This is a genomic window from Pseudomonas sp. SO81, assembly GCF_030374125.1.
GTDB lineage: Bacteria > Pseudomonadota > Gammaproteobacteria > Pseudomonadales > Pseudomonadaceae > Aquipseudomonas.
In genome coordinates, this window is the sequence record NZ_CP126126.1 from 588164 (window position 1) to 607093 (window position 18930).

19 protein-coding genes are annotated in these 18930 nt (G+C 63.4%); all 19 read right to left on the reverse strand.

What is annotated here, in order from left to right:
• Positions 1-8: 8 nt before the first annotated feature.
• The 19 genes from OH686_RS02745 to OH686_RS02835 all read right to left on the reverse strand — a co-directional run bounded on the left by OH686_RS02745 (position 9) and on the right by OH686_RS02835 (position 18918).
• Entirely contained in the window at positions 9-359 is a 351-nt protein-coding gene (locus tag OH686_RS02745) for an Hpt domain-containing protein (protein WP_289536062.1), read from the reverse strand.
• Between the two features lie 29 nt (positions 360-388).
• A complete protein-coding gene (locus OH686_RS02750) occupies positions 389-2083 on the reverse strand; it encodes a fused response regulator/phosphatase (protein WP_289536063.1) in 1695 nt (564 codons plus the stop codon).
• A gap of 5 nt (positions 2084-2088) precedes the next feature.
• Positions 2089-2394, reverse strand: coding sequence for an STAS domain-containing protein (locus OH686_RS02755; protein WP_137972844.1), 306 nt, complete (start codon positions 2392-2394; stop codon positions 2089-2091).
• Positions 2395-2464: 70 nt separating this feature from the next.
• Complete coding sequence (fliJ, locus tag OH686_RS02760) at positions 2465-2914, reverse strand: flagellar export protein FliJ (RefSeq protein ID WP_289536064.1); 450 nt, start codon at positions 2912-2914, stop codon at positions 2465-2467.
• A 3-nt stretch (positions 2915-2917) separates the two neighbouring features.
• Entirely contained in the window at positions 2918-4276 is a 1359-nt protein-coding gene (fliI, locus tag OH686_RS02765; RefSeq protein WP_289536065.1) for a flagellar protein export ATPase FliI, read from the reverse strand.
• Positions 4266-5048 carry a flagellar assembly protein FliH gene (gene fliH / locus OH686_RS02770; RefSeq protein WP_371920119.1) on the reverse strand — a complete coding sequence of 261 codons (783 nt, stop codon included), beginning with the start codon at positions 5046-5048 and terminating at the stop codon, positions 4266-4268. Before fliH ends, fliI begins: the two co-directional genes overlap by 11 nt.
• A gap of 3 nt (positions 5049-5051) precedes the next feature.
• Positions 5052-6068, reverse strand: coding sequence for a flagellar motor switch protein FliG (fliG, locus tag OH686_RS02775; protein WP_137972841.1), 1017 nt, complete (start codon positions 6066-6068; stop codon positions 5052-5054).
• On the reverse strand, positions 6061-7857 hold the full coding sequence (gene fliF / locus OH686_RS02780) for a flagellar basal-body MS-ring/collar protein FliF (RefSeq protein ID WP_137972840.1): 1797 nt from the start codon (positions 7855-7857) through the stop codon (positions 6061-6063). Before fliF ends, fliG begins: the two co-directional genes overlap by 8 nt.
• A 17-nt stretch (positions 7858-7874) precedes the next feature.
• Positions 7875-8207: a flagellar hook-basal body complex protein FliE gene (gene fliE / locus OH686_RS02785; protein ID WP_289536066.1), complete on the reverse strand. Its 333-nt coding sequence runs from the start codon at positions 8205-8207 to the stop codon at positions 7875-7877.
• A 152-nt stretch (positions 8208-8359) separates the two neighbouring features.
• On the reverse strand, positions 8360-9817 hold the full coding sequence (gene fleR / locus OH686_RS02790) for a sigma-54-dependent response regulator transcription factor FleR (RefSeq protein WP_289536067.1): 1458 nt from the start codon (positions 9815-9817) through the stop codon (positions 8360-8362).
• A gap of 4 nt (positions 9818-9821) precedes the next feature.
• Positions 9822-11039 (reverse strand): sensor histidine kinase, encoded by a 1218-nt coding sequence (locus tag OH686_RS02795; RefSeq protein WP_289536068.1) that lies wholly within the window; start codon positions 11037-11039, stop codon positions 9822-9824.
• A 158-nt stretch (positions 11040-11197) separates the two neighbouring features.
• Positions 11198-12673 carry a sigma-54 dependent transcriptional regulator gene (locus tag OH686_RS02800; RefSeq protein ID WP_289536069.1) on the reverse strand — a complete coding sequence of 492 codons (1476 nt, stop codon included), beginning with the start codon at positions 12671-12673 and terminating at the stop codon, positions 11198-11200.
• Positions 12674-12853: 180 nt separating this feature from the next.
• The gene (fliT, locus tag OH686_RS02805; protein ID WP_137972835.1) at positions 12854-13150 is read right to left on the reverse strand and encodes a flagellar protein FliT; all 297 of its coding nucleotides are present in this window, start codon (positions 13148-13150) and stop codon (positions 12854-12856) included.
• A 28-nt stretch (positions 13151-13178) separates the two neighbouring features.
• Entirely contained in the window at positions 13179-13559 is a 381-nt protein-coding gene (gene fliS, locus OH686_RS02810) for a flagellar export chaperone FliS (protein WP_137972834.1), read from the reverse strand.
• Positions 13560-13648: 89 nt separating this feature from the next.
• On the reverse strand, positions 13649-14044 hold the full coding sequence (gene fliS, locus OH686_RS02815; RefSeq protein WP_289536070.1) for a flagellar export chaperone FliS: 396 nt from the start codon (positions 14042-14044) through the stop codon (positions 13649-13651).
• A gap of 2 nt (positions 14045-14046) precedes the next feature.
• Complete coding sequence (gene fliD / locus OH686_RS02820; RefSeq protein WP_289536071.1) at positions 14047-15801, reverse strand: flagellar filament capping protein FliD; 1755 nt, start codon at positions 15799-15801, stop codon at positions 14047-14049.
• 80 nt (positions 15802-15881) lie between these two features.
• Positions 15882-16256 carry a flagellar protein FlaG gene (locus OH686_RS02825; RefSeq protein WP_289536072.1) on the reverse strand — a complete coding sequence of 125 codons (375 nt, stop codon included), beginning with the start codon at positions 16254-16256 and terminating at the stop codon, positions 15882-15884.
• A gap of 72 nt (positions 16257-16328) precedes the next feature.
• The gene (locus OH686_RS02830) at positions 16329-17888 is read right to left on the reverse strand and encodes a flagellin (RefSeq protein WP_289536073.1); all 1560 of its coding nucleotides are present in this window, start codon (positions 17886-17888) and stop codon (positions 16329-16331) included.
• Between the two features lie 265 nt (positions 17889-18153).
• A complete protein-coding gene (locus tag OH686_RS02835; RefSeq protein WP_289536074.1) occupies positions 18154-18918 on the reverse strand; it encodes a cephalosporin hydroxylase family protein in 765 nt (254 codons plus the stop codon).
• Positions 18919-18930 lie beyond the last annotated feature (12 nt).

An 18930-nucleotide genomic window follows, 5' to 3' on the forward strand; every position in this document is an offset into this window, starting at 1 on the left:
CGACGCACTCAGCGATAGCGTTGGCGCTCGGACTTGAGCAGGATGCGCACGATGGCAAACTCGCGACCGATCTGCTCGATCAGCGCCGGCGCCTCGTCCAGCCGCTCGCGGCGGGCGGCCTCTTCTAGGTTCTTGCACAGGCCGGCCAGCAGCGTGGCGCCCATGTTGCTGCAGCTGCCCTTGAAGCTGTGGGCGGCCAGGCGCAGGGCCTGGGCGTCTTGGGCGGCCATGGCCTCATGGATATGGCGCTGGCGCTCCTCCGAGTCGAGCAGGAAGGTATCCAGCAGCACGGGGTATTCCTCCCCCATGACATCCAGCAGGGAAGCCAGCACGCTCTGATCGAGATGGGAATCGGACACCAGCTCACTCCATGATCGGGAAGGACCGATTATGCCTGAGCCGCCCAGCGAAACTCCACGATGGCGCCACGCCCGTCGGGCGACCACTGGCACTGGTCGGCCAGTTGGCAGATCAGGCGCAGGCCACGCCCGCTGAGGCTGTCGCAGTCGCGCTGGCGATCCAGGGCACGGCTGACATCGAAACCGGCGCCGCTGTCCTGCACATGGATGCGCAGGCAGCCACCACCGGCCTCCGGCAACAGCTCCAGATCGAAGCGCACGAAGCCCTCCTGCAGCGTCAGCAGGCGCTGGCTGCGCTCACGGTAGTACTGGGCGAAGCCCTGGGCATCGGATTTGAGCTTGGAGTCCAGGCCCAGCACCCCGTGCTCCAGGGCATTGGAATACAACTCGGCCATCACCGTGTACAGCGCACCGCCCTGGGCACGCAGGCCGCGCACCTCCATCAGCAACTGGAGCAGGAACGGCAGTGGGTTGAAGCGCTTGAGCGCCTCGGCGCGGAATTCGAAGCTGGCCGACCAGTCCAGCGGGCTGCTCTGACCGCTGTCGGAGAAGGCCAGTGGCGGGCGACTCAGGACGGAGTCGTCGACCATGCTCAGCTCGATCATGCTGACGTCGTCCTGGGCCTCGCCACGGAACGCCGTCAGCGCCCGCTGGATCTCGTCGAACAGGCGCTCCGGCGCGTGACCGCTGGCGAACACCTGCAACAGGCGCTCCTCGCCGAACAGCTGCTCGCTAGCGTCGCGGGTCTCCAGCACACCGTCGGAGAGCAGGAAGATGCGATCACCGGGCTGCAGCGGATGAACCTCGTAGGCCTCGTTGAAGGACGCCGGGTCCAGCACGCCCAGCGGCAGGTGGCGCGACACCAGCGGCACCCGCTCGCCACTGCTGACGCGCAGCAGGTGGCCGTCCGGCAGGCCGCCATTCCACACCTCCACCACCCGGCGCTGGAAACTCAGGTTGAGCATGGTGGCGCAGCAGAACACCCCGACCGGCAGGATGCGCTTGAGCTTGGCATTCATCTCGCGAAGGATTTCCGCCATGGAAAAGCCCTTGGCGGTCATGCCATAGAACACCTCGGATAGGGGCATGGCCCCGATGGCCGCCGGCAGGCCGTGGCCGGTGAAGTCGCCGAGCAGCACATGCATGCCTCCGGAGGGCTTGAACGCGGCCAGCAGCAGGTCGCCATTGAACAGGGCGAAGGGCGATTGCAGGTAGCGGATGTTCGCCGCGCTGAGGCAACCGGAGTGGGCCACCTTGTCGAACACCGCCTTGGCCACTCGCTGCTCGGTGAGCAGGTGCTCGTTGTGCTTGGCGATCAGGTCGCGCTGTTCCAGCACCGTCTTCTGCAGGCGGCGCAGACGATCCATGGCGCTAATCTTGGCCTGCAGGATGACCTGGTTATAGGGCTTGGCGAGGAAGTCGTCACCGACCTCCAGGCAGCGCACCAGCGCTTCGCTCTCGGTCAATGAGGTGAGGAAGATGATCGGCACCAGCGCCTCGCCGGCCAGCCCCTTGATCCGCCGTGCCGCCTCGAAGCCGTCCATCACCGGCATCAACGCATCCATCAGCACCAGATGCGGCCTCTCCTGTTCGAACAGACCGACCGCCTCCAAGCCGTTGCTGGCGGTGAGCACGCGATGCCCCTGACGGCTGACGATGGTGGACAGCAGCATCCTGTCCGCTGCGCTGTCCTCGGCGATCAGGATGGACAGGCGGTTGGGCATGGCGGTCAGCCAATCTGGAACAGCTGTTCGAAGTTGGAGATCGAGAGGATCTTGCGCACGTCCGGATTGCAGTTCACCAGGCTGATCCGCGCATGGTCGCCGCCGGCGTGGTCACGCAGCAGCAGGAGCATGCCCAGGGCCGAGCTGTCCAGGTAGGTGGCGCCCTTGAGGTCCACCACGTAGCGCTTGGGAGTCGCGCTCACCCGCTCATAGGCATCGCGGAATTCCTGGTGCGCAGAGAAATCGAAGCGTCCCTGGATGTGAATGGTCAGCTCCTGCCCGTCGCCCGAAGGTAGCGCGGTGATGGCCATGTAGCACTCCTTGTTGATTCTTATGCAAAGAGAAGATGTAGCACCCGCAAGTGACGGCGGCAACCGCGCGTCAATTCTGCTCGCGTTGCGGCAGGCGTTGCGACAGCTCGTCGAGCAGCTTCTGCTCGCGCTTGTCCTCGGCCGCACGCGCCTCGTCCAGGTAGCGTTGGACGAGCTTACGCAGACCTTCCACCCGCGTATAGCGCTGCTGCCAGGCGGTCCTGGCCTTGTTGAGGTTCTGCCGGTGCCAGTTGATGCTCTGCAGCTGCTGGCCGATGGCGGTTTCCAGCTGGCTGAGGAAACGCTGGTAGTTCATCAGCCATTGCCCGGACACGCCCTTGCTGCCTTCGCTGATCCACTGTTGCTGGTAATCGGCGCGGTAGCGCTCCAGTTCGCCCAGCTGCGCCTCGGCTTTGGCCAGCAGACCCTGCATATGAGCCATCTGCCGGGCCGCTTCGCGCTCGGCGCGCTCGGCCATTTCGACCACCGGCGCCAGGCGCGCGGCGCGGCTGTTGGCCATCTATCAGGCCTGCGCCTGCGGGTTGAACACCTGCGCCAGCTGGCTGACGCTCTCGGCCATGGACTCGCTCTCGCCCAGGCTCTGCTTCAGGTAGCGCGCCATGGCCGGCTGGCGGGCGATGGCCAGATCGGTGTCAGGATCGCCGCCCGGCACGTAGGCGCCGACGCTGATCAGGTCGCGGCTCTGCTGGTAGCGCGACCACAGCTGCTTGAAGCGCTGGGCCTGCTTGAGGTGCTCGGGGCTGACCACCTGGGGCATGACCCGGCTGATCGAGGCCTCGATATCGATGGCCGGATAGTGGCCTTCCTCGGCCAGACGGCGCGACAGCACGAAGTGACCATCGAGCACGCCGCGGGCGGCGTCGGCGATCGGGTCCTGCTGGTCGTCGCCCTCGCTGAGCACGGTGTAGAAGGCGGTGATCGAACCACCGCCCTGCTCCGCGTTGCCGGCCCGCTCCACCAGGCGCGGCAGCTTGGCGAACACCGACGGCGGATAGCCCTTGGTCGCTGGCGGCTCGCCGATGGCCAGCGCGATCTCGCGCTGGGCCTGGGCGAAGCGGGTCAGCGAATCCATCAGCAGCAGGACGTTTTTGCCCTTGTCGCGGAAGTACTCGGCGATGCGTGTGCAGTACATGGCGGCGCGCAGGCGCATCAGCGGCGCATCGTCCGCCGGCGAGGCGACGACCACGGAGCGCTTGATGCCCTCCTCGCCGAGAATCTCGTCGATGAACTCCTTGACCTCGCGGCCCCGCTCGCCGATCAGGCCAACCACGATGATCTCCGCCTCGGTGAAGCGGGTCATCATGCCCAGCAACACGGATTTACCCACGCCGGTACCGGCGAACAGGCCCAGGCGCTGGCCGCGACCGACGGTGAGCAGGCCGTTGATGGAGCGGATGCCGACGTCCAGCGGCACATGGATCGGGTCGCGATTGAGCGGGTTGATGGTCGGGCCGTCCATCGGCACCCAGTCCTCGGCCTTCATCCCGCCCTTGCCATCCAGGGCGCGGCCGGCACCGTCCAGCACCCTGCCGAGCATGGACATGCCCATGGGCAGGCGGCCGGTGTCCGGCAGCGGCACCACGCGGGCACCGGGTGCGATACCGGCCAGGCTGCCGACCGGCATCAGGTAGATCTTGCCGGCGGAGAAGCCCATCACCTCGGCCTCGACCTGCACCGGGTGGTAGCTGTCGTCGTTGATCACCAGGCAGCGGCTGCCCAGCGCGGCGCGCAGACCTTCGGCCTCCAGGGTCAGGCCGACCATGCGCAGCAGGCGGCCTTCCACCACCGGCTGGGTCGGCAACTCCACGGCCTCTTCGTAGCCGGCCATGCGTTTGGCGAAGCTGGTGCGCTCAAGGCGCATCGGGACTCTCCAGATCGACCTGGATATCGGCCTCCGGCGGATTGGTGGCCTGGGCCCGCTGCTGCTCGAACAGCTGCTTGAGGGCCATGGCCATGCGCGTCTCGACGCTGGCGTCGATGCGGCTGTGCTCGCTCTCCACCCGGCAGCCGCCGGGCTGCAGGGAGTCGTCCTCAAGGATGCGCCAGCTCTCCTCGTGGCGCTCGCGCAGGGCCTTCACCAACTCGAAGTCCTGCGGATGAATATGGATACGCACGTTGCTGGCGCCCATGGGCAGCAGCTTCAACGCCTCGCGCAGCACATGGCGGATCTGGCTGGAGTCGCTGGCCAGCTCGCGCTGGATCACCTGGCGGGTCATCTGGCTGACCAGGTTGACCAGAGCCTTCTCCAGTTCCTGGTCCTGCTCGGCGATGGGTGCCATCAGATGGCCCATGAGCTGTTCCAGCTGCGCCAGCTTGCCGGCCAGGGCGGCATCGGCCTCCTGCTTGGCCTTGAGCTGGCCGGCGCGGAAGCCGTCCTTCTCGCCGGTGGCGAAACCTTCGTTGTAGGCGTCCTGACGGATCGCCTCGAGCTCGTCGAGAGTCAGCGGCTTGACGTCCTCGACCGCCACCTCCTCCACCTGAACCTGCTCGGCCTCGACCGCAGGCGCGGGCTCCGGTTCGGGTTCGGGCGGGGTCTCGACTTCCGGGTCGAAGCTGGGTATGGCCCAGCGGTCGAAGCCCGCCACGTCCTTGGCGCGGATCAGCTCGCTCGGGGCATCCTTGGGCGGCACCATGGTTTAGATCATCGCCTCGCCACCGGCACCGCCGAGGACGATCTCGCCGGACTCGGCCATGCGTCGGGCGATGGTGAGGATTTCCTTCTGCGCCGTCTCCACTTCGCTGACGCGCACCGGGCCCTTGGCCTCCAAGTCGTCGCGCAGCAGCTCGGCGGCACGCTTGGACATGTTCTTGAAGACCTTCTCCTTGATGCCTTCGTCGGCGCCCTTGAGGGCCAGCACCAGGATGTCCGAGGACACCTCGCGCAGCAGCGCCTGGATGCCGCGGTCGTCGACGTCGGCCAGGTTGTCGAAGACGAACATCAGGTCCTCGATCTGGCTGGACAGGTCCTCGTCGACCTCGCGGATGGAGTCCATCAGCTGGCCCTCCACCGAGCTGTCGAGGAAGTTCATGATGTCCGCCGCGCGCTTCACGCCGCCCAGGTTGGCGCGGGTGGTGTTGGCGCTGCCGGAGAACTGCTTCTCGAGGATCTGGTTGAGTTCCTTGAGCGCCGCCGGTTGCACGGTGTTGAGCGAGGAAACGCGCAGGATGATGTCCAGGCGCACCTTGTGATCGAAGTGGCTGAGCACCTCGCCGGCCTGATCCGGGTCGAGGTAGGCGACCACGATGGCCTGGATCTGTGGGTGTTCGTAGCGGATCACGTCGGCCACGGCGCGCGGCTCCATCCACTTCAGGCTGTCCAGGCCGCTGGTGCTGCCGCCGAGCAGGATGCGGTCGATCAGGTTGCCGGCCTTGTCCTCGCCCAGCGCTGCGGTGAGCATCTTGCGGATATAGGCGTCGGAGCCAACGCCCAGGCTGGTCTGGTCGCCGACGATATCGACGAACTCGCCCATCACCTGTTCGACCTGCTCGCGCTGCACGTTGCGCATGCCGGCCATGGCCACGCCGACCCGCTGCACTTCCTTCGGCCCGAGGTGACGCAGCACCTGCGCCGCATCCGTCTCGCCGAGGGACAGCAGGAGAATGGCGGCCTTGTCGACCTTGTTCAGCTTGACGGCGGTGCGATTGTCACTCATCGGCGTTGATCCACTCTTTGACTACCTGGGCGACGCGGCCCGGATCTTCCGCCACCAGACTCTTGATGGCGTTCAGTTGTGCATCATAACCCTCGGAGGGGCTTGGCAGCAGGATGCTCTGCGGGCCGCCGAGGCTTACCCGATCGGAGGACAGCTCGCCTTCCAGGCCACCCATGTCGCCCAGCTCCACATCGCCCTCGCGGCCTTCGCCCGCGGCGTTCTTGCCGCCACCGGCGATGTTGTTGAGCACCGGGCGCAAAACGAACCACACCAGAAGGAAGATCAACAGCGCGGGGAAAAGTTGCTTGAGGGCACCCATCCCCATCAGGAACAGCTCGCTCTGATACCAGGGGGTCTCGATGACCTCGCCGAGTTCGGCGGAGAACGGCGCGTTGATCACGCTGACGCTGTCGCCGCGGCTCGCGTCGAAGCCCACCGAGTCCTGCACCAGACGGGTGAAGCGCGCCAGGTCATCGGCACCCCAGGGGCTGCTGGTGGTCTCGCCGGTTTCCGGGTTGATGCTGACCTTGTCGTCCAGCACCACGGCCACCGAGAGGCGCTTGAGGCGGCCCTGCTGCTGCTTGGTGTAGCTGATCGAACGGTCCAGCTCGAAGTTGCGGGTGGACTGCTCGCGCTTGTCCGCCGGATACGGCGCCAGCATCGGCTGGCCGGTGGCCGGGTCCATGATCTGCGCACCGTTGGCATCCAGCAGTGGCTGGCCGGGGGCGACCGGGCCGGCCGGCGCCGGTGCGGCAGCTGCGGCCTGCTCGGGAGCGGACGCGGCACCCGGCGGCTGGTTGCTCAGCGCTCCCGGCACGCCCTGCGGCGGCATACTGCTGGAGCGCTGCTCGTTGACCTGCTGCTCGCTGCGCAGGGCCGGCTGGTCCGGGTTGAACATCTCGGAGGTGGATTCCACCGCGCTGAAATCGACGTCGGCGGAGACCTCGGCCTTGTAGCGGCCGTTGCCCAGCACCGGCTGCAGGATGTTGTGCACGCGCTGGGTGAACAGGGTTTCCATGCGGCGGGTGTAGTCGAACTGCTTGCCGGCCATGGTCAGCTCGGACAGCTCCTGCTGGTCGGACAGCAGGTTGCCCTTCTGGTCGACCACGGTGACCTGGGACTTGGTCAGCTCCGGCACGGAGGTGGCCACCAGGTTGACGATGGCCATCACCTGGCTCGGCTCCAGGCTGCGGCCCGGGTAGAGCTCGACCAGTACCGAAGCGGTCGGTTTGCGCTCGTCGCGGACGAACACCGAGCTTTTCGGAATGGCCAGGTGCACGCGAGCACCCTTGACGTTGTTCAGGCTGGAGATGGTGCGCGCCAGCTCGCCTTCCAGGCCACGGCGATAGCGGGTGGCCTCCATGAACTGGCTGGTACCCAAGCTCTGCTCCTGGTCGAGAATCTCGAAACCGACATTGCCGTCGGCCGGCGCCACGCCGGCGGCGGCCAGCTTCATGCGGGCACGGCCGAGCTCGTCGGACTTGACCAGCAGCGCGCCGGAGTTGGGCTCGACGGTGTAGGCGATATCGGCGGCGTTGAGCACCTCCATCACCTGATTGCTGTCCATGCCGGCCAGGTTGCCCAGCAGCGGCTTGTAGTCCGGCTGTTGCGACCACAGGACCACGGCGAAGCCGATCGCCACGCTGGCAGCCAGGCCGACCAGGAGGCCGAGCTGACGCAGCATGGACATCTCGGAGAGGTTCTCCAGGAAGGCCAGCCCGAACAGCGGCTTCTTCGGCTCGTCGGCGCCAGTGGTGGCGGGTACGTTTGCAGCGACTGCTTCAGCCATGACTCAAATCCGCCCTGTTAAACCGGCATCTGCATGATGTCTTGATAGGCCTGAACCAGCTTGTTACGCACCTGGGTCATGGCCTGGAAGGAAACGCTGGCCTTCTGCGAGGCGATCATCACGTCGGTGATGTCAACACCCGCCTGCCCCATCTCGAAGGCAGTGGCCAGCTGGCCGGAAACCTGCTGGGTCTCGTTCACCTTCTCAACGGCCTGACCGAGCATTTCCGAGAAGCTCGGCATACCCGGCTCCTGCGGGCTGATGGCAGCCGGCTTCTGCTTGGCCATGGCTTCCATCTGCATGGAGCGCATTTCCAACATCAGGCGATTGAATTCGACACCCTGGCTCATGACCTTTCCTCCAGCGGCCGCGGATTTTTGACGCTGCGCGGCCTATGCGGGGGTATCTGCAAGCACAGTGCCAAAAAACAAAGACCCGCACGAGGCGGGCCAAGAGGGGACTTGCTACTGCTCCGCCGGCAAGGCCGGGCGGGGGCGAATGCTTAGCTGGCGTAGAGGTAGGCTTCCACGTCCATGCCGGCATCGCGCATCTGCGCCAGCTTGTAACGCAGGGTCCGCGGGCTGATGCCCAGGCGCTCGGCAGCCTCCTTGCGGCGGCCACGCTCGGCGCGCAGAGTATCGATGATCACCTGGAACTCGCGACGACGCAGATCCTCGCCCAGAGCGCCTGCACCCTCCGTAGCGGGGGTGGGCTCCTCTGTCGGCAGCGGATTGCTGGCCGGCGCTGGAACCGAGGCTCCGGTCGCCGGAGCCAGCGGATTGCCAGTCACCAGCCGCACGGTTGGCGCGACGCTAATCGGCGCCATGCCGATGGGCGCCGTCAGGCACAGGTCATGCGGCTGGATCAGCCCGCCCTGTTGCAGGATCAGCGCCCGCTGGATGGCGTTGTCCAGCTCGCGCACATTGCCCGGCCAGGCATGAGCTACCAGAGCGGCGCGGGCCTGCGGCGAGAGCTGCACGGCGGAGTGATTCATTTTTTTGACGTGCTTGCCGAGCAGGCGCTCGGCCAACGGCAGAATGTCGGCAGGCCGCTCGCGCAGGGAGCGCCAGGCCAGCGGGAAAACCGACAGGCGATAGTAAAGGTCCTCGCGGAAGCGCCCCGCAGCCACTTCCCCGGCCAGGTCGCGGTTGGTGGTGGCCAGCACGCGGATATCCAGGTTGATCGGCTTGCGCGCGCCCACCCGCTCCACTTCCCGTTCCTGCAGCACGCGCAGCAGCTTGGCCTGCAGGCCAAGCGGCATTTCGGAAATCTCGTCGAGGAGAATGGTGCCGCCATCGGCCAGCTCGAACTTGCCCGGCTGGGCGGCGATGGCGCCGGTGAAGGCGCCCTTCTCGTGACCGAACAGAGTGGCCTCGAGCATGTTGTCCGGAATCGCCGCGCAGTTGATGGCGATGAACGGGCCGTTGCCGCGGTTCGACTGCTGGTGGATGTAGCGCGCCAGCACTTCCTTGCCGGTACCGGACTCGCCGGAGATCAGTACGGTGGAGTCGCTCTTGGCCACGCGGGCGGCCAGCTCCAGCAGCTGCCGGCTGGCCGGCTCGCATGCCACCGGGCCATCGCTGTCGCTGGCCGGCAGCCGACCGAGGGCGTGGCGTGCTACCAGCTCCAGCAGGGTACGCGGCTCGAACGGCTTGACCAGGTAATCGGCGGCGCCCTGGCGAATCGCATCCACCGCGCGCTCGACCGCGCCATAGGCCGTCATCAGCAGTACCGGCAGCTGCGGATAGCTGGCGCGGATCAAGCCGAGCAACTGGTGGCCGTCCATGCCGGGCATGTTGACGTCACTGATCACCAGGCTGAAAGCCTCTTCACCCAGCGCCTCGATGGCGTCCTCGGCGCACTCCACGGCGCGGAAATCATGGCCGCCGAGCAGCAGGGTGTCGGCAAGCGCTTCACGCAGTGCGCGGTCGTCTTCGACCAGCAGAACCTTGGCGGTCATGGGCTTACTCCTGAATATCCGGTTGCGCCGCGCTGATCAGCGGCAAGACGAGGGTGGCACAGGTACCGCGACCGACGCGCGAGCGCAGGCGCAGCTCGCCCTGATGGGCGCGCACCACCGCCTGGACCACCGCCAGGCCGAGGCCGGTACCGGTGGTCTTGGTGGTGAAGAAGGGCTCGCCGAGGCGCGCCAGGGTTACTTCGTCGATGCCCGGGCCGTTGTCGCTGACGCACAGGCGCAGGCTGTTGTCGCGGGCATACAGGTGAATCTTCAGGCTGGCTTCGCGGCCGCCGGCCTGGATGGCGTTCTCGATCAGGTTGAGCACGGTGCCGACTAGGGTGTCGCGGTTGCACAGCAACTCGCCCAGGCGGGCATCGCATTGCCAGCGCACATTCATGCCCAGCACATGGGGCTCGGCGGCGCGACGCAATGCATCGAAGAAGGCATTGGGGGCGATGCGGTCGGGCAGCGGCAGCTCGCCACGGGCGAATACCAGCATGTCGCGCACCTGGTGCTCCAGCTCGTGCAGGCGCTCCTTGATCCGGCCGGCGAAGCGCTGCTGCTGCTCGAACGGCAACTCCTGCTCGGAGAGGTGGCTGGCGTATAGCAGCGCGGCCGACAGCGGCGTGCGGATCTGATGAGCCAGCGAGGCGACCATGCGCCCCAGGGACGACAGGCGCTCGTGGCGCGCCAGCTGATCCTGCAGGCGACGGGTTTCCGTCAGGTCCGTCAACAGCACCAGTTGCCCCGGCTCGCCCTGCAGGGAGCGGGTGGCGATGGACAGGCGGCGCCCGTCCTTGAGGGATATCTCGTGACCGTCGTCTTCACGCGGGGCGAAGTTGCGTGCGATCACCTCGCGCCAGAGCATGCCTACCAGCGGCTTGGCCAGCAGGCTGCGCGCCACCGGGTTGGCCTCGCGCACCACACCCTGACCATCGATGACGATCACACCGCCAGGCAGCAGATCGAGCAGACTCTGCAGTCGCTGGGCCAGACGCTCCTTCTCGGCCAGCTCCTGCATGCGCTGGGCGCTGACCAGGGCCAGCTGGCCCTTGAGCTCGCTCACCCGCGCCTCGAGCATGCTGTATGAGCTGCTGAGCTGCGTGGACATCTGGTTGAACAGAGCGAAGGCCTGTTCCAGATTGGCACGGCTGGCCTGTTCGATAGGCGCAGCTGGCGCGGCGGCTTCGGGGGTAACGGGCGACGGGGCGGCTTGGCTCATGCTCTTCTCTCGGCTGGCGAACCGTCAGCAGACGGTCAGTCGAGAGAGTCTTAGCAATCCCCATGCCTAAAAATTAGGCCTTATATTTCAACTACTTAAAAAATAAAGCCGGAGCTTGCGTCAAAGCTCCGGCTCTATTTCCTGGGAAGCGAGGAGATTCAGTCCTCGTCTCCACCCTCGTCGTCACGGCGGCTCATGCCGTACTTGCGCATCTTCTCCACCAGGGTGGTGCGACGAATGCGCAGGCGCTCGGCGGCTCGTGCCACTACGCCATTGGCATCATCCAGCGCTTGCTGGATCAGGCCCTGTTCGAGATTACCGAGGTAATCCTTCAGATCCAGCCCCTCTGGCGGCAGCATGGCGGTGTTGGCTATGCCCGGCATGCTGGCGCCGATGGCGGCACGCTCGTCCAGCTCTTCGCGCAGGCTGATGGCCAGCTGCTCGTCTTCGTCATCGACATGACGGAATTTCTTCGGCAGCTCACCGACGCCGATCACGCCGTAGGGATGCATGATCGCCATGCGCTCGACCAGGTTGGCCAGCTCGCGCACGTTGCCCGGCCAGTCATGGCGGCACAGCGACATGATGGCAGCAGAGTTGAAGCGGATGGAGCCGCGCTTCTCGAACTCCATGCGCGAGATCAGCTCGTTCATCAGCAGGGGGATGTCTTCCACGCGCTCGCGCAGCGGAGCCATCTCGATCGGGAAGACGTTGAGGCGATAGTAGAGGTCCTCGCGGAAGGTCCCCTCCTCGATCATCTTCTCCAGATTCTTGTGGGTGGCGGCGATGATGCGCACATCCACCGACTGGGTCTTGTTGCTGCCGACCCGCTCGAAGGTGCGCTCCTGCAGCACGCGCAGCAGCTTGACCTGCATCGGCAGCGGCATGTCGCCGATCTCGTCGAGGAACAGGGTGCCGCCGTTGGCCAGTTCGAAACGCCCGGCGCGGCTGGTGATGGCGCCAGTGAACGCGCCTTTCTCATGGCCGAACAGCTCGCTTTCCAGCAGCTCCGCCGGAATCGCCCCGCAATTGACCGGCACGAACGGTGCCTCGCGGCGCTTGGAGTGATAGTGCAGGTTGCGCGCCACCACTTCCTTGCCGGTGCCCGACTCGCCGAGGATCAGCACGCTGGCCTCGGTATCGGCCACCTGCTGCATCATCTGGCGTACCTGATGGATGGCGCGGCTGGTGCCGACCAGGCTGCGGAACAGATTCGGCTCGCGCTGGCGGCCACGCTCGCGGGCCTGGTCGTACATCTCGCGATAGACCTGGGCACGGTGCAGGGAGTCGAGCAGCTTGTTGTAGCTGGGCGGCATTTCCAGGCTGGCCAGCACACGGCGGCGCAGGTCCTCCGCCCAGTCCGCCGGAACCGGCTCGCCGATCATCAGCAACGGCAGGTTCTCGTCCCAGGCGATGATCTGCTTGAGCAGCTCCAGGGCACCGCCCTTGGCGTTCACATCGCCGAGCAGCACGTTGAGCACTTCGCGACTGGAGTCGAGCTTGCCCACGGTCTCGCGCCAATCGGCACTGCTGCAGGCCAAGTGGTCTTCGCCAAGAAAACCGAGAACCACCGCCAGGTCACGGCGGCGCTCGACGTTGTCGTCAATCAGCAGGATTTTGGTTTCACGCCACATCTTGTTCTGGTCTGGCTCGCGGGCTGGGAAAAGGAGTCGCCAAGCGGCAACGGCAATTGGCCACTAGTAAAGTCAAAAATCAGGCGAGAGTCAAATTTATGGCGTAACTTTTTCTGCGAATCCCGAGAGCATCCGTAATTACCTGTAGATGCCTGAGAAATTCGTAAGGAAAAGGGAAACTCAGGTGAACAGCTGGTAGACCTTGGCGCCCTGCTGAGACTGGTTGAGCTGTACCAGCTCGCCGGCAAGGCGGCGCTGCTCGGCCTGGCAGGTCATCACCAACTCGCGGTAAAGATCGAGAAGCGTCTGCATACGCTCACGCAGCACGCCCTCGTCACGCTCGGCCTCGACCATGGCCTCATCGACGGCATGGCGGCACTGAGCATCCAGCTCACCAATGGCAGCCCAGTCCCGACGAGCGAGCGCGTCGCGCAAGGCGTTTCCGGTGGCTTCAAGAAGCTGGACGGATGAACTCATGGATACTTCCCCTTCACACTGCAGATGCTCAGTGACTGATGGCATCCCAACCGGATTTCACGTTGCGCAACAGCTCGGCCACTTCGTCGATGATAGCCACGTCGTTACCGATGTTGGCCTCGACCAGGCGCGAGACCATGTACTCGTAGAGTCTGTCGAGATTAGCGGCAATTTCGCCGCCTTGCTGTAGGTCGAGACTCTCGCGCAGGCCGCCGATGATACCAATTGCCTTGCTGATCAGCTCGCCTTTCGCGGCGTGCTGGCCATGCATCATGACGCCCTTGGCCTGAGCCAGGCGGGACAGGCCACCTTCCATGAGCATCTGGATCAGACGATGCGGACTGGCGTCGCTGACCTGGGCCTGAGTGTTGACGGTTTGATACTGCCGAAGGGCCGCCATTGCGTTCATGATTGCTCCACTGAACATTGCCTAGATACAGTCTTTGTATCGGCAAAGCGGTACTCATCTTGAGGACCGCGCGAAGCAAAAAAAACGGATTATTCCGCGGCGGCGGCAGGCTCTACTTCCGGACCGATGCTGTCCCAGGCGGTCTTGATCTGGGTCAGCAGCGCCTGCACTTCGTCGAGACTGCGCGGCGTATCGTCCAGCGCCACGCCAGCCAGACGGCGGGTCATGTAGTCGTACAGCGCATCGAGGTTTTCGGCGATTTCGCCGCCCAGTTTCTTGTCGAGACTGGACTGCAGCACACCGAGGATGGTGATAGTGCTGCCTACTGCCATGCCACGAATCTCAATGTCGCCCTCTGCCTGCGCCTGACGCGCCAGCAGAACACGCTCCAGAGCACCGTCCAGCAACATCTGCACAGCCCTGTAAGGACTGACTTCCTGGCTGGTCTTGACCTTCTTGTAGGTATCGATCGGTTTCTTGCTCATCATCAGCTCTTCTTCACGAGGCCAGGGAGACTAGCCAGCTGGTTGGTCAGGCTCTCGCTGGTTTTCTGCAGACGGGAAACCAGTTGGTCCATCGCTGTGTACTGTGCGACAAGGCGCTCTTGGACCTTGGCAATACGCAGATCCAGCGCCTCGCGCTGATCATCGATATTGGACAAGGTGCCTTGTAGGGCCTTGGTACGCTGATCGAACACCCCACCGCTCGCCAGGTAATTGTTGACGTTGGTGTCCAGCCGCTTCATCAGACCATTGTCACCGGACAAATAGCTGGCAACCTGGTCGTAATTGGTATCCAGAGCGGCGGTAAGCTTGGTGTCATCAATCTTCAGCGTTCCATCCTTCTGGGTCGTGATGCCCAGCTGGGCCAGGGCTTGCAGCCCCTCCTCACCCGCCATCTTGACCAATTCACCGCGCAGGCCTGACACCATGCCGCGTACGGTGGCATCCCCAACAAGAGCTCCTGTCACAGGATTTTCACCCTCGCCTACGGGAACAACGGCCGTTTGAGCAGCAGCGGTATTCATGAGGGTGTTGTAGGAGTCGACGAATTTCTGCAGATTGGACTTAATCGAGCCCTTGTCCACACCAACAGTGATATCGACAGTCTTGCCTGCCGTGATGTCCGCAGCGCTCTGCGCTCCGGCCAGATTGAGGGTGACACCGTCGATGGCGCTGGTTACAGAATTGCTTTCGCTGACAACCTGCAGCCCATCGACAAAGAGCACTGCCGATTGTGCCTTGCTGATGACACCTGCAGCGCCCGTTGTAGAGCTTGGACCGCTGGAAGTCGCCACCACTCCGCTGGCTGGATTCAGCGATGTCAGGGCATTGGCCCCAGAACCACCCGTAGAAGTGGCATTCAGGGTCAGATCAGCTCCATTGGTCGAGTTCAGCACCAGGCGCGAGCCGGATGCATCGGTTTCGATGGCCGCCGAAATACCTTGGCTATTGCCGTTGATATTAACCAGGTCACGAACGTCCTCAAGGGTGAAGCCGTCCGGAATAGCCACATTCAGATTGACGCTGCCCGCGTTGATCTCGAGGTTGCCAGCCTGAAAAGTGGAAGTAGAACCACCAGCAAAACTGGGCAGGGACAGGCTGAGCGAAGGCTTGAATGCCTGCGTGGTCAGCGCCACGGTACCCATCTTGACGCCATCCTCCGTCGCAGCCACTTCGATGTCGTTGCCTGCCCCGGTCTTATTGGAACTGAGCACCAAACGAGATCCCGAAGCATCGGTTACGATGGTCGCGCTCACACCCGCTGTCTTGCCTTGCGTATTGATCGCATCGCGGACGCCAGCGAGAGTGTTGTTGTCCTCGGTGACATTGACGTTAAAGCTGGAGGAGCCGGTAGAAATGGTCAGCTTGCCGGTATTGAACGTAGTGGACGAGCTGGACGAGACCGACTGCAAACCGACCTTGCTGCTTGTCGCCAGTTGCTGGACCTGCACGCTGTACTTGCCAGCGATGGCAGAACTCTCCGCTTTGGCCGACAGCACACCGGTATTACTCGAGGAGGCGGTTCGAGCATCAAAGACCGAGGACTTGGTGAGCCCTTGAATCGCAGACTGCAGACCGCTCAAAGCACCTTTGATAGCGCTCAAGCCAGAGAAGCGAGCCGTGGTGGCCTTCTCCAGGCGATCCAACTGCTGGGTCTTCGGTGCTCTCTCGGCGTTAACTAGCGCGGCGACGATTTCATCGATTTTGATGCCCGTTCCAACACCTAGTATTCCAGCCATATCTCACCTCGCCAAAAAAATGACTATAAACGCCTCGTGAGCGTTAAACAGTCAAAAGCCATGCCAACGCTACGTATGCGTCAGGCCTCGGCCTTGAAGAGCAGACTGCGCACTTCCTCCAAGCTCTCAGCTAACTGCAAAGCTTCTTCGGAAGGAATCTGCCGAATGATGTTGCCCGAAGAGGCATCGGTCACCTTGACCACGATCCTTCCAGAGCCGTCTTCAAGAGTGAAGTTGACATTGCGCCGCACCGACTGAACGAACTCCTGAATGGTCGATACCGCAGACTCAACCTGCTCACGAGAAACGCTTTGCGCCTCTTCAGCAGCCTTAGCCACGGGCTCTTCGCTACTATTCGGTTCAGTACCAGTCTGCTTGATTGCCGCATCCGACGCGGTTGAACGCCCACCGGAAAGCACGGGATTCAGCGAATTCTTGATTGAGCCGACGTCCATAAATTTCTCCTCACAAAGAGGTAGCGGGGAGAAGAGCCAAGCCCTTCTCCCCGCAGTCTAGCGCTTTCGACCTTAACCGAGCAGGCTGAGTACAGCCTGCGGCAGTTGGTTGGCCTGGGCCAGGATGGCGGTACCAGCTTGCTGCAGGATCTGATTCTTGGTCAGTTCCGAGGTTTCGGCAGCGAAGTCGGTGTCACGAATCCGGCTACGAGCAGCGGAAGCGTTCTCAGCGATGTTCTGCAGGTTCGAGATGGTGTTCTCGAAGCGGTTCTGCACGGCACCGAGTTGGGCGCGCTGGCTGTCGATGTTGGAGATCGCACCGTTGATGATACCCAGAGCGTTCTGTGCACCAACTGCAGTGCTTACATCGATTTCAGCAACCGATTCCAGTTCGCTGAAGCCACCACCGCCAAACTCGGTCACGGCGTTGGTGACGTTGAAGGCATCCGGCGACTCCAGGCGTACCTGGCCATCGGCACGACCGGCAGCGCCGTCGGCGATGGTTGCTGCGGCACCTACGACATCGCTGTCATCGGTATCCAGGCCGTCGTTGCCATCGAATACGTAGCTGGTCAGCGCCGCAGTACCGCCGTTGGCAGACAGATCGTCGATGACGATCGCATCGCCCTTCTCACTGGTCATTTCAACGCCAGTGCCATCGCTGTTCAGCTTGGCAGAGATACCAGTAGTACCGGTTTCCTTGTTAATGGCATCGGCCAGAGCGCTGAAGTCAGTGGCATCAGTGATGTTGGCGGAGATCGACACACCGTTGCCGCTGCCAGTGTTGGCGCCGTACAGGGTGAAGGAAACGGTGCCAGTCTGAGTACCGGTCAGGCTGGAGAAGGTATCCAGCGAGGCAACAGTCCGGGCATTGGCAGTTACACCGGTCACATCGGACTTGGCGTTGACAGCAGCGGCCACATCACGGGCGCTGGCGCCGTTGGTGAAGTCGATGGTGGAGCTACCCAGCTTGCCGGTGATGCTCAGGGCGCTGGTGCCGGTACCGGACTGCTGATAGCCCAGGCCGGTGGCGGTAGCAGCGGCGTAGTCGGCTACGTTGGTAGCGGCGTAGCCGGCGGAGGTGCCAGTGCCAGTGCTGCTAGCGGTGTTGTAGCGGTTCACACCGATACGGCTAGCCTCGGCAGCACCGATCGAGACGTTGATGGTTTCGAAGGCGTTGGCACCGACCTGGAAGGTCTGGGAACCGAAGGAGCCGTCCAGGATCTTGCGACCACCGAAGCTGGTGGTGTCGGCGATACGGTTCAGCTCTTGCTGCAGCTGAGACACTTCACCTTGCAGAGCGGCACGTTCGCTGGCGCCGTTGGAGCCGTTGGCGGACTGCAGGGCCAGGTCACGCATACGCTGCAGGATGCCGGTGGACTGCTGCAGAGCACCTTCAGCGGTTTGCGACAGGGAGATACCGTCGTTGGCGTTGCGGGTAGCAACGTTCAGACCGTTGATCTGGCTGGTCAGACGGTTGGAAATCTGCAGGCCAGCAGCGTCGTCTTTGGCGCTGTTGATGCGGAAACCGGTGGACAGGCGCTGGAGGGAAGTATCCAGGCCCTTGGACGAGGTGTTGAGGTTACGCTGAGTGTTCAGCGAGGCGACGTTTGTGTTGACTGTCAGGGCCATGGTGTTTGCCTCCAAAGGACCGTGCTACTGAGTTTGTCTGAGCCTGCGAGCTTCGGGCCTGCTTTTGCTCAGACGCCCCATAAAGTTCGCATTCGGTAATTTTATCGGCGCTACCGGCGGCAACTTTAGGTGGCTTTAGCAAGGAAAATCGATTTTTTTTATCGCTTTGAAAACAGCCACTTAGAAACAGAAAACAGTCCAACGGGGCAGGAAAATAAGATTTTTGACGCGCCGACCAAGGGGCAGCGCGCCATTTCTCAGTGGATCAGACCCGCTTCAACCAGGCATCAGGCCAGTGGGTAATGTTCTGGCTCAGGCTGCTCTCGTTGAAAGGCCAGGCTGGCTGCTCGATCACGAACTGCGGATTGGCCTTGGCGAAGTCGATGGCTGCATTGGAAGGGTTGTCGGTAGCCCAATCCTTGCCGGCGCGCGGCACGTCCTTCACTTCCTTCATCACGCCGTCGGTAGAAACGATGTAGGAGCCCTTGGTCACCAGTGGCGAATACAGGCGCAGCTCTTCAGCCACGTGCGCATAGGTGTGGTTGGAGTCGAGGATCACCAGCACCGTCTCGCCTGGTTTGATCAGGGATTTCACCTGGGCCACGATATCGTCGGCGATCGAACTGCCCTCGATCAGGGTCAGGTAGCTGAACAGCTCATGCTCCTCGATGGCCTTGCGGTTATGCGGACGGATCTCGATGTCCACGCCAATTACCCGCCCCTTGCCCATGGCCTTGAACAGGCTGGCGTAATAGATGAGGGAGCCGCCGTGGGCAATGCCGGTCTCGACGATCACGTCGGGCTTCACGCTGTAGATCACTTCCTGGATACGGATCATGTCTTCCGGCAACTGGATTACCGGGCGTCCCATCCAGGAAAAGGTATAGGGATATTTCTGATTCCAGCCGAGGTTGACCCATTGCTGGGACAGCAGCTCGAAGGACTCGTCGGTGTACAGATCCAGCTCGCGGACGGCCCCGCCCTCTTCCAGGATCAGCTTCTTGTTATCGGTATCGACTGTCAGTTTCACGTCCTGCTCCTT

Excerpts from the sequence above, each read along its gene's own strand:
- OH686_RS02750 (WP_289536063.1), bottom strand. The coding sequence starts at position 2,083 with ATGCCCAACCGCCTGTCCATCCTGATCGCCGAGGACAGCGCAGCGGAC.
- OH686_RS02755 (WP_137972844.1), bottom strand. The coding sequence starts at position 2,394 with ATGGCCATCACCGCGCTACCTTCGGGCGACGGGCAGGAGCTGACCATT.
- fliJ (WP_289536064.1), bottom strand. The coding sequence starts at position 2,914 with ATGGCCAACAGCCGCGCCGCGCGCCTGGCGCCGGTGGTCGAAATGGCC.
- fliI (WP_289536065.1), bottom strand. The coding sequence starts at position 4,276 with ATGCGCCTTGAGCGCACCAGCTTCGCCAAACGCATGGCCGGCTACGAA.
- fliH (WP_371920119.1), bottom strand. The coding sequence starts at position 5,048 with ATGGTGCCGCCCAAGGATGCCCCGAGCGAGCTGATCCGCGCCAAGGAC.
- fliG (WP_137972841.1), bottom strand. The coding sequence starts at position 6,068 with ATGAGTGACAATCGCACCGCCGTCAAGCTGAACAAGGTCGACAAGGCC.
- fliF (WP_137972840.1), bottom strand. The coding sequence starts at position 7,857 with ATGGCTGAAGCAGTCGCTGCAAACGTACCCGCCACCACTGGCGCCGAC.
- fliE (WP_289536066.1), bottom strand. The coding sequence starts at position 8,207 with ATGAGCCAGGGTGTCGAATTCAATCGCCTGATGTTGGAAATGCGCTCC.
- fleR (WP_289536067.1), bottom strand. The coding sequence starts at position 9,817 with ATGACCGCCAAGGTTCTGCTGGTCGAAGACGACCGCGCACTGCGTGAA.
- OH686_RS02795 (WP_289536068.1), bottom strand. The coding sequence starts at position 11,039 with ATGAGCCAAGCCGCCCCGTCGCCCGTTACCCCCGAAGCCGCCGCGCCA.
- OH686_RS02800 (WP_289536069.1), bottom strand. The coding sequence starts at position 12,673 with ATGTGGCGTGAAACCAAAATCCTGCTGATTGACGACAACGTCGAGCGC.
- fliT (WP_137972835.1), bottom strand. The coding sequence starts at position 13,150 with ATGAGTTCATCCGTCCAGCTTCTTGAAGCCACCGGAAACGCCTTGCGC.
- fliS (WP_137972834.1), bottom strand. The coding sequence starts at position 13,559 with ATGAACGCAATGGCGGCCCTTCGGCAGTATCAAACCGTCAACACTCAG.
- fliS (WP_289536070.1), bottom strand. The coding sequence starts at position 14,044 with ATGAGCAAGAAACCGATCGATACCTACAAGAAGGTCAAGACCAGCCAG.
- fliD (WP_289536071.1), bottom strand. The coding sequence starts at position 15,801 with ATGGCTGGAATACTAGGTGTTGGAACGGGCATCAAAATCGATGAAATC.
- OH686_RS02825 (WP_289536072.1), bottom strand. The coding sequence starts at position 16,256 with ATGGACGTCGGCTCAATCAAGAATTCGCTGAATCCCGTGCTTTCCGGT.
- OH686_RS02830 (WP_289536073.1), bottom strand. The coding sequence starts at position 17,888 with ATGGCCCTGACAGTCAACACAAACGTCGCCTCGCTGAACACTCAGCGT.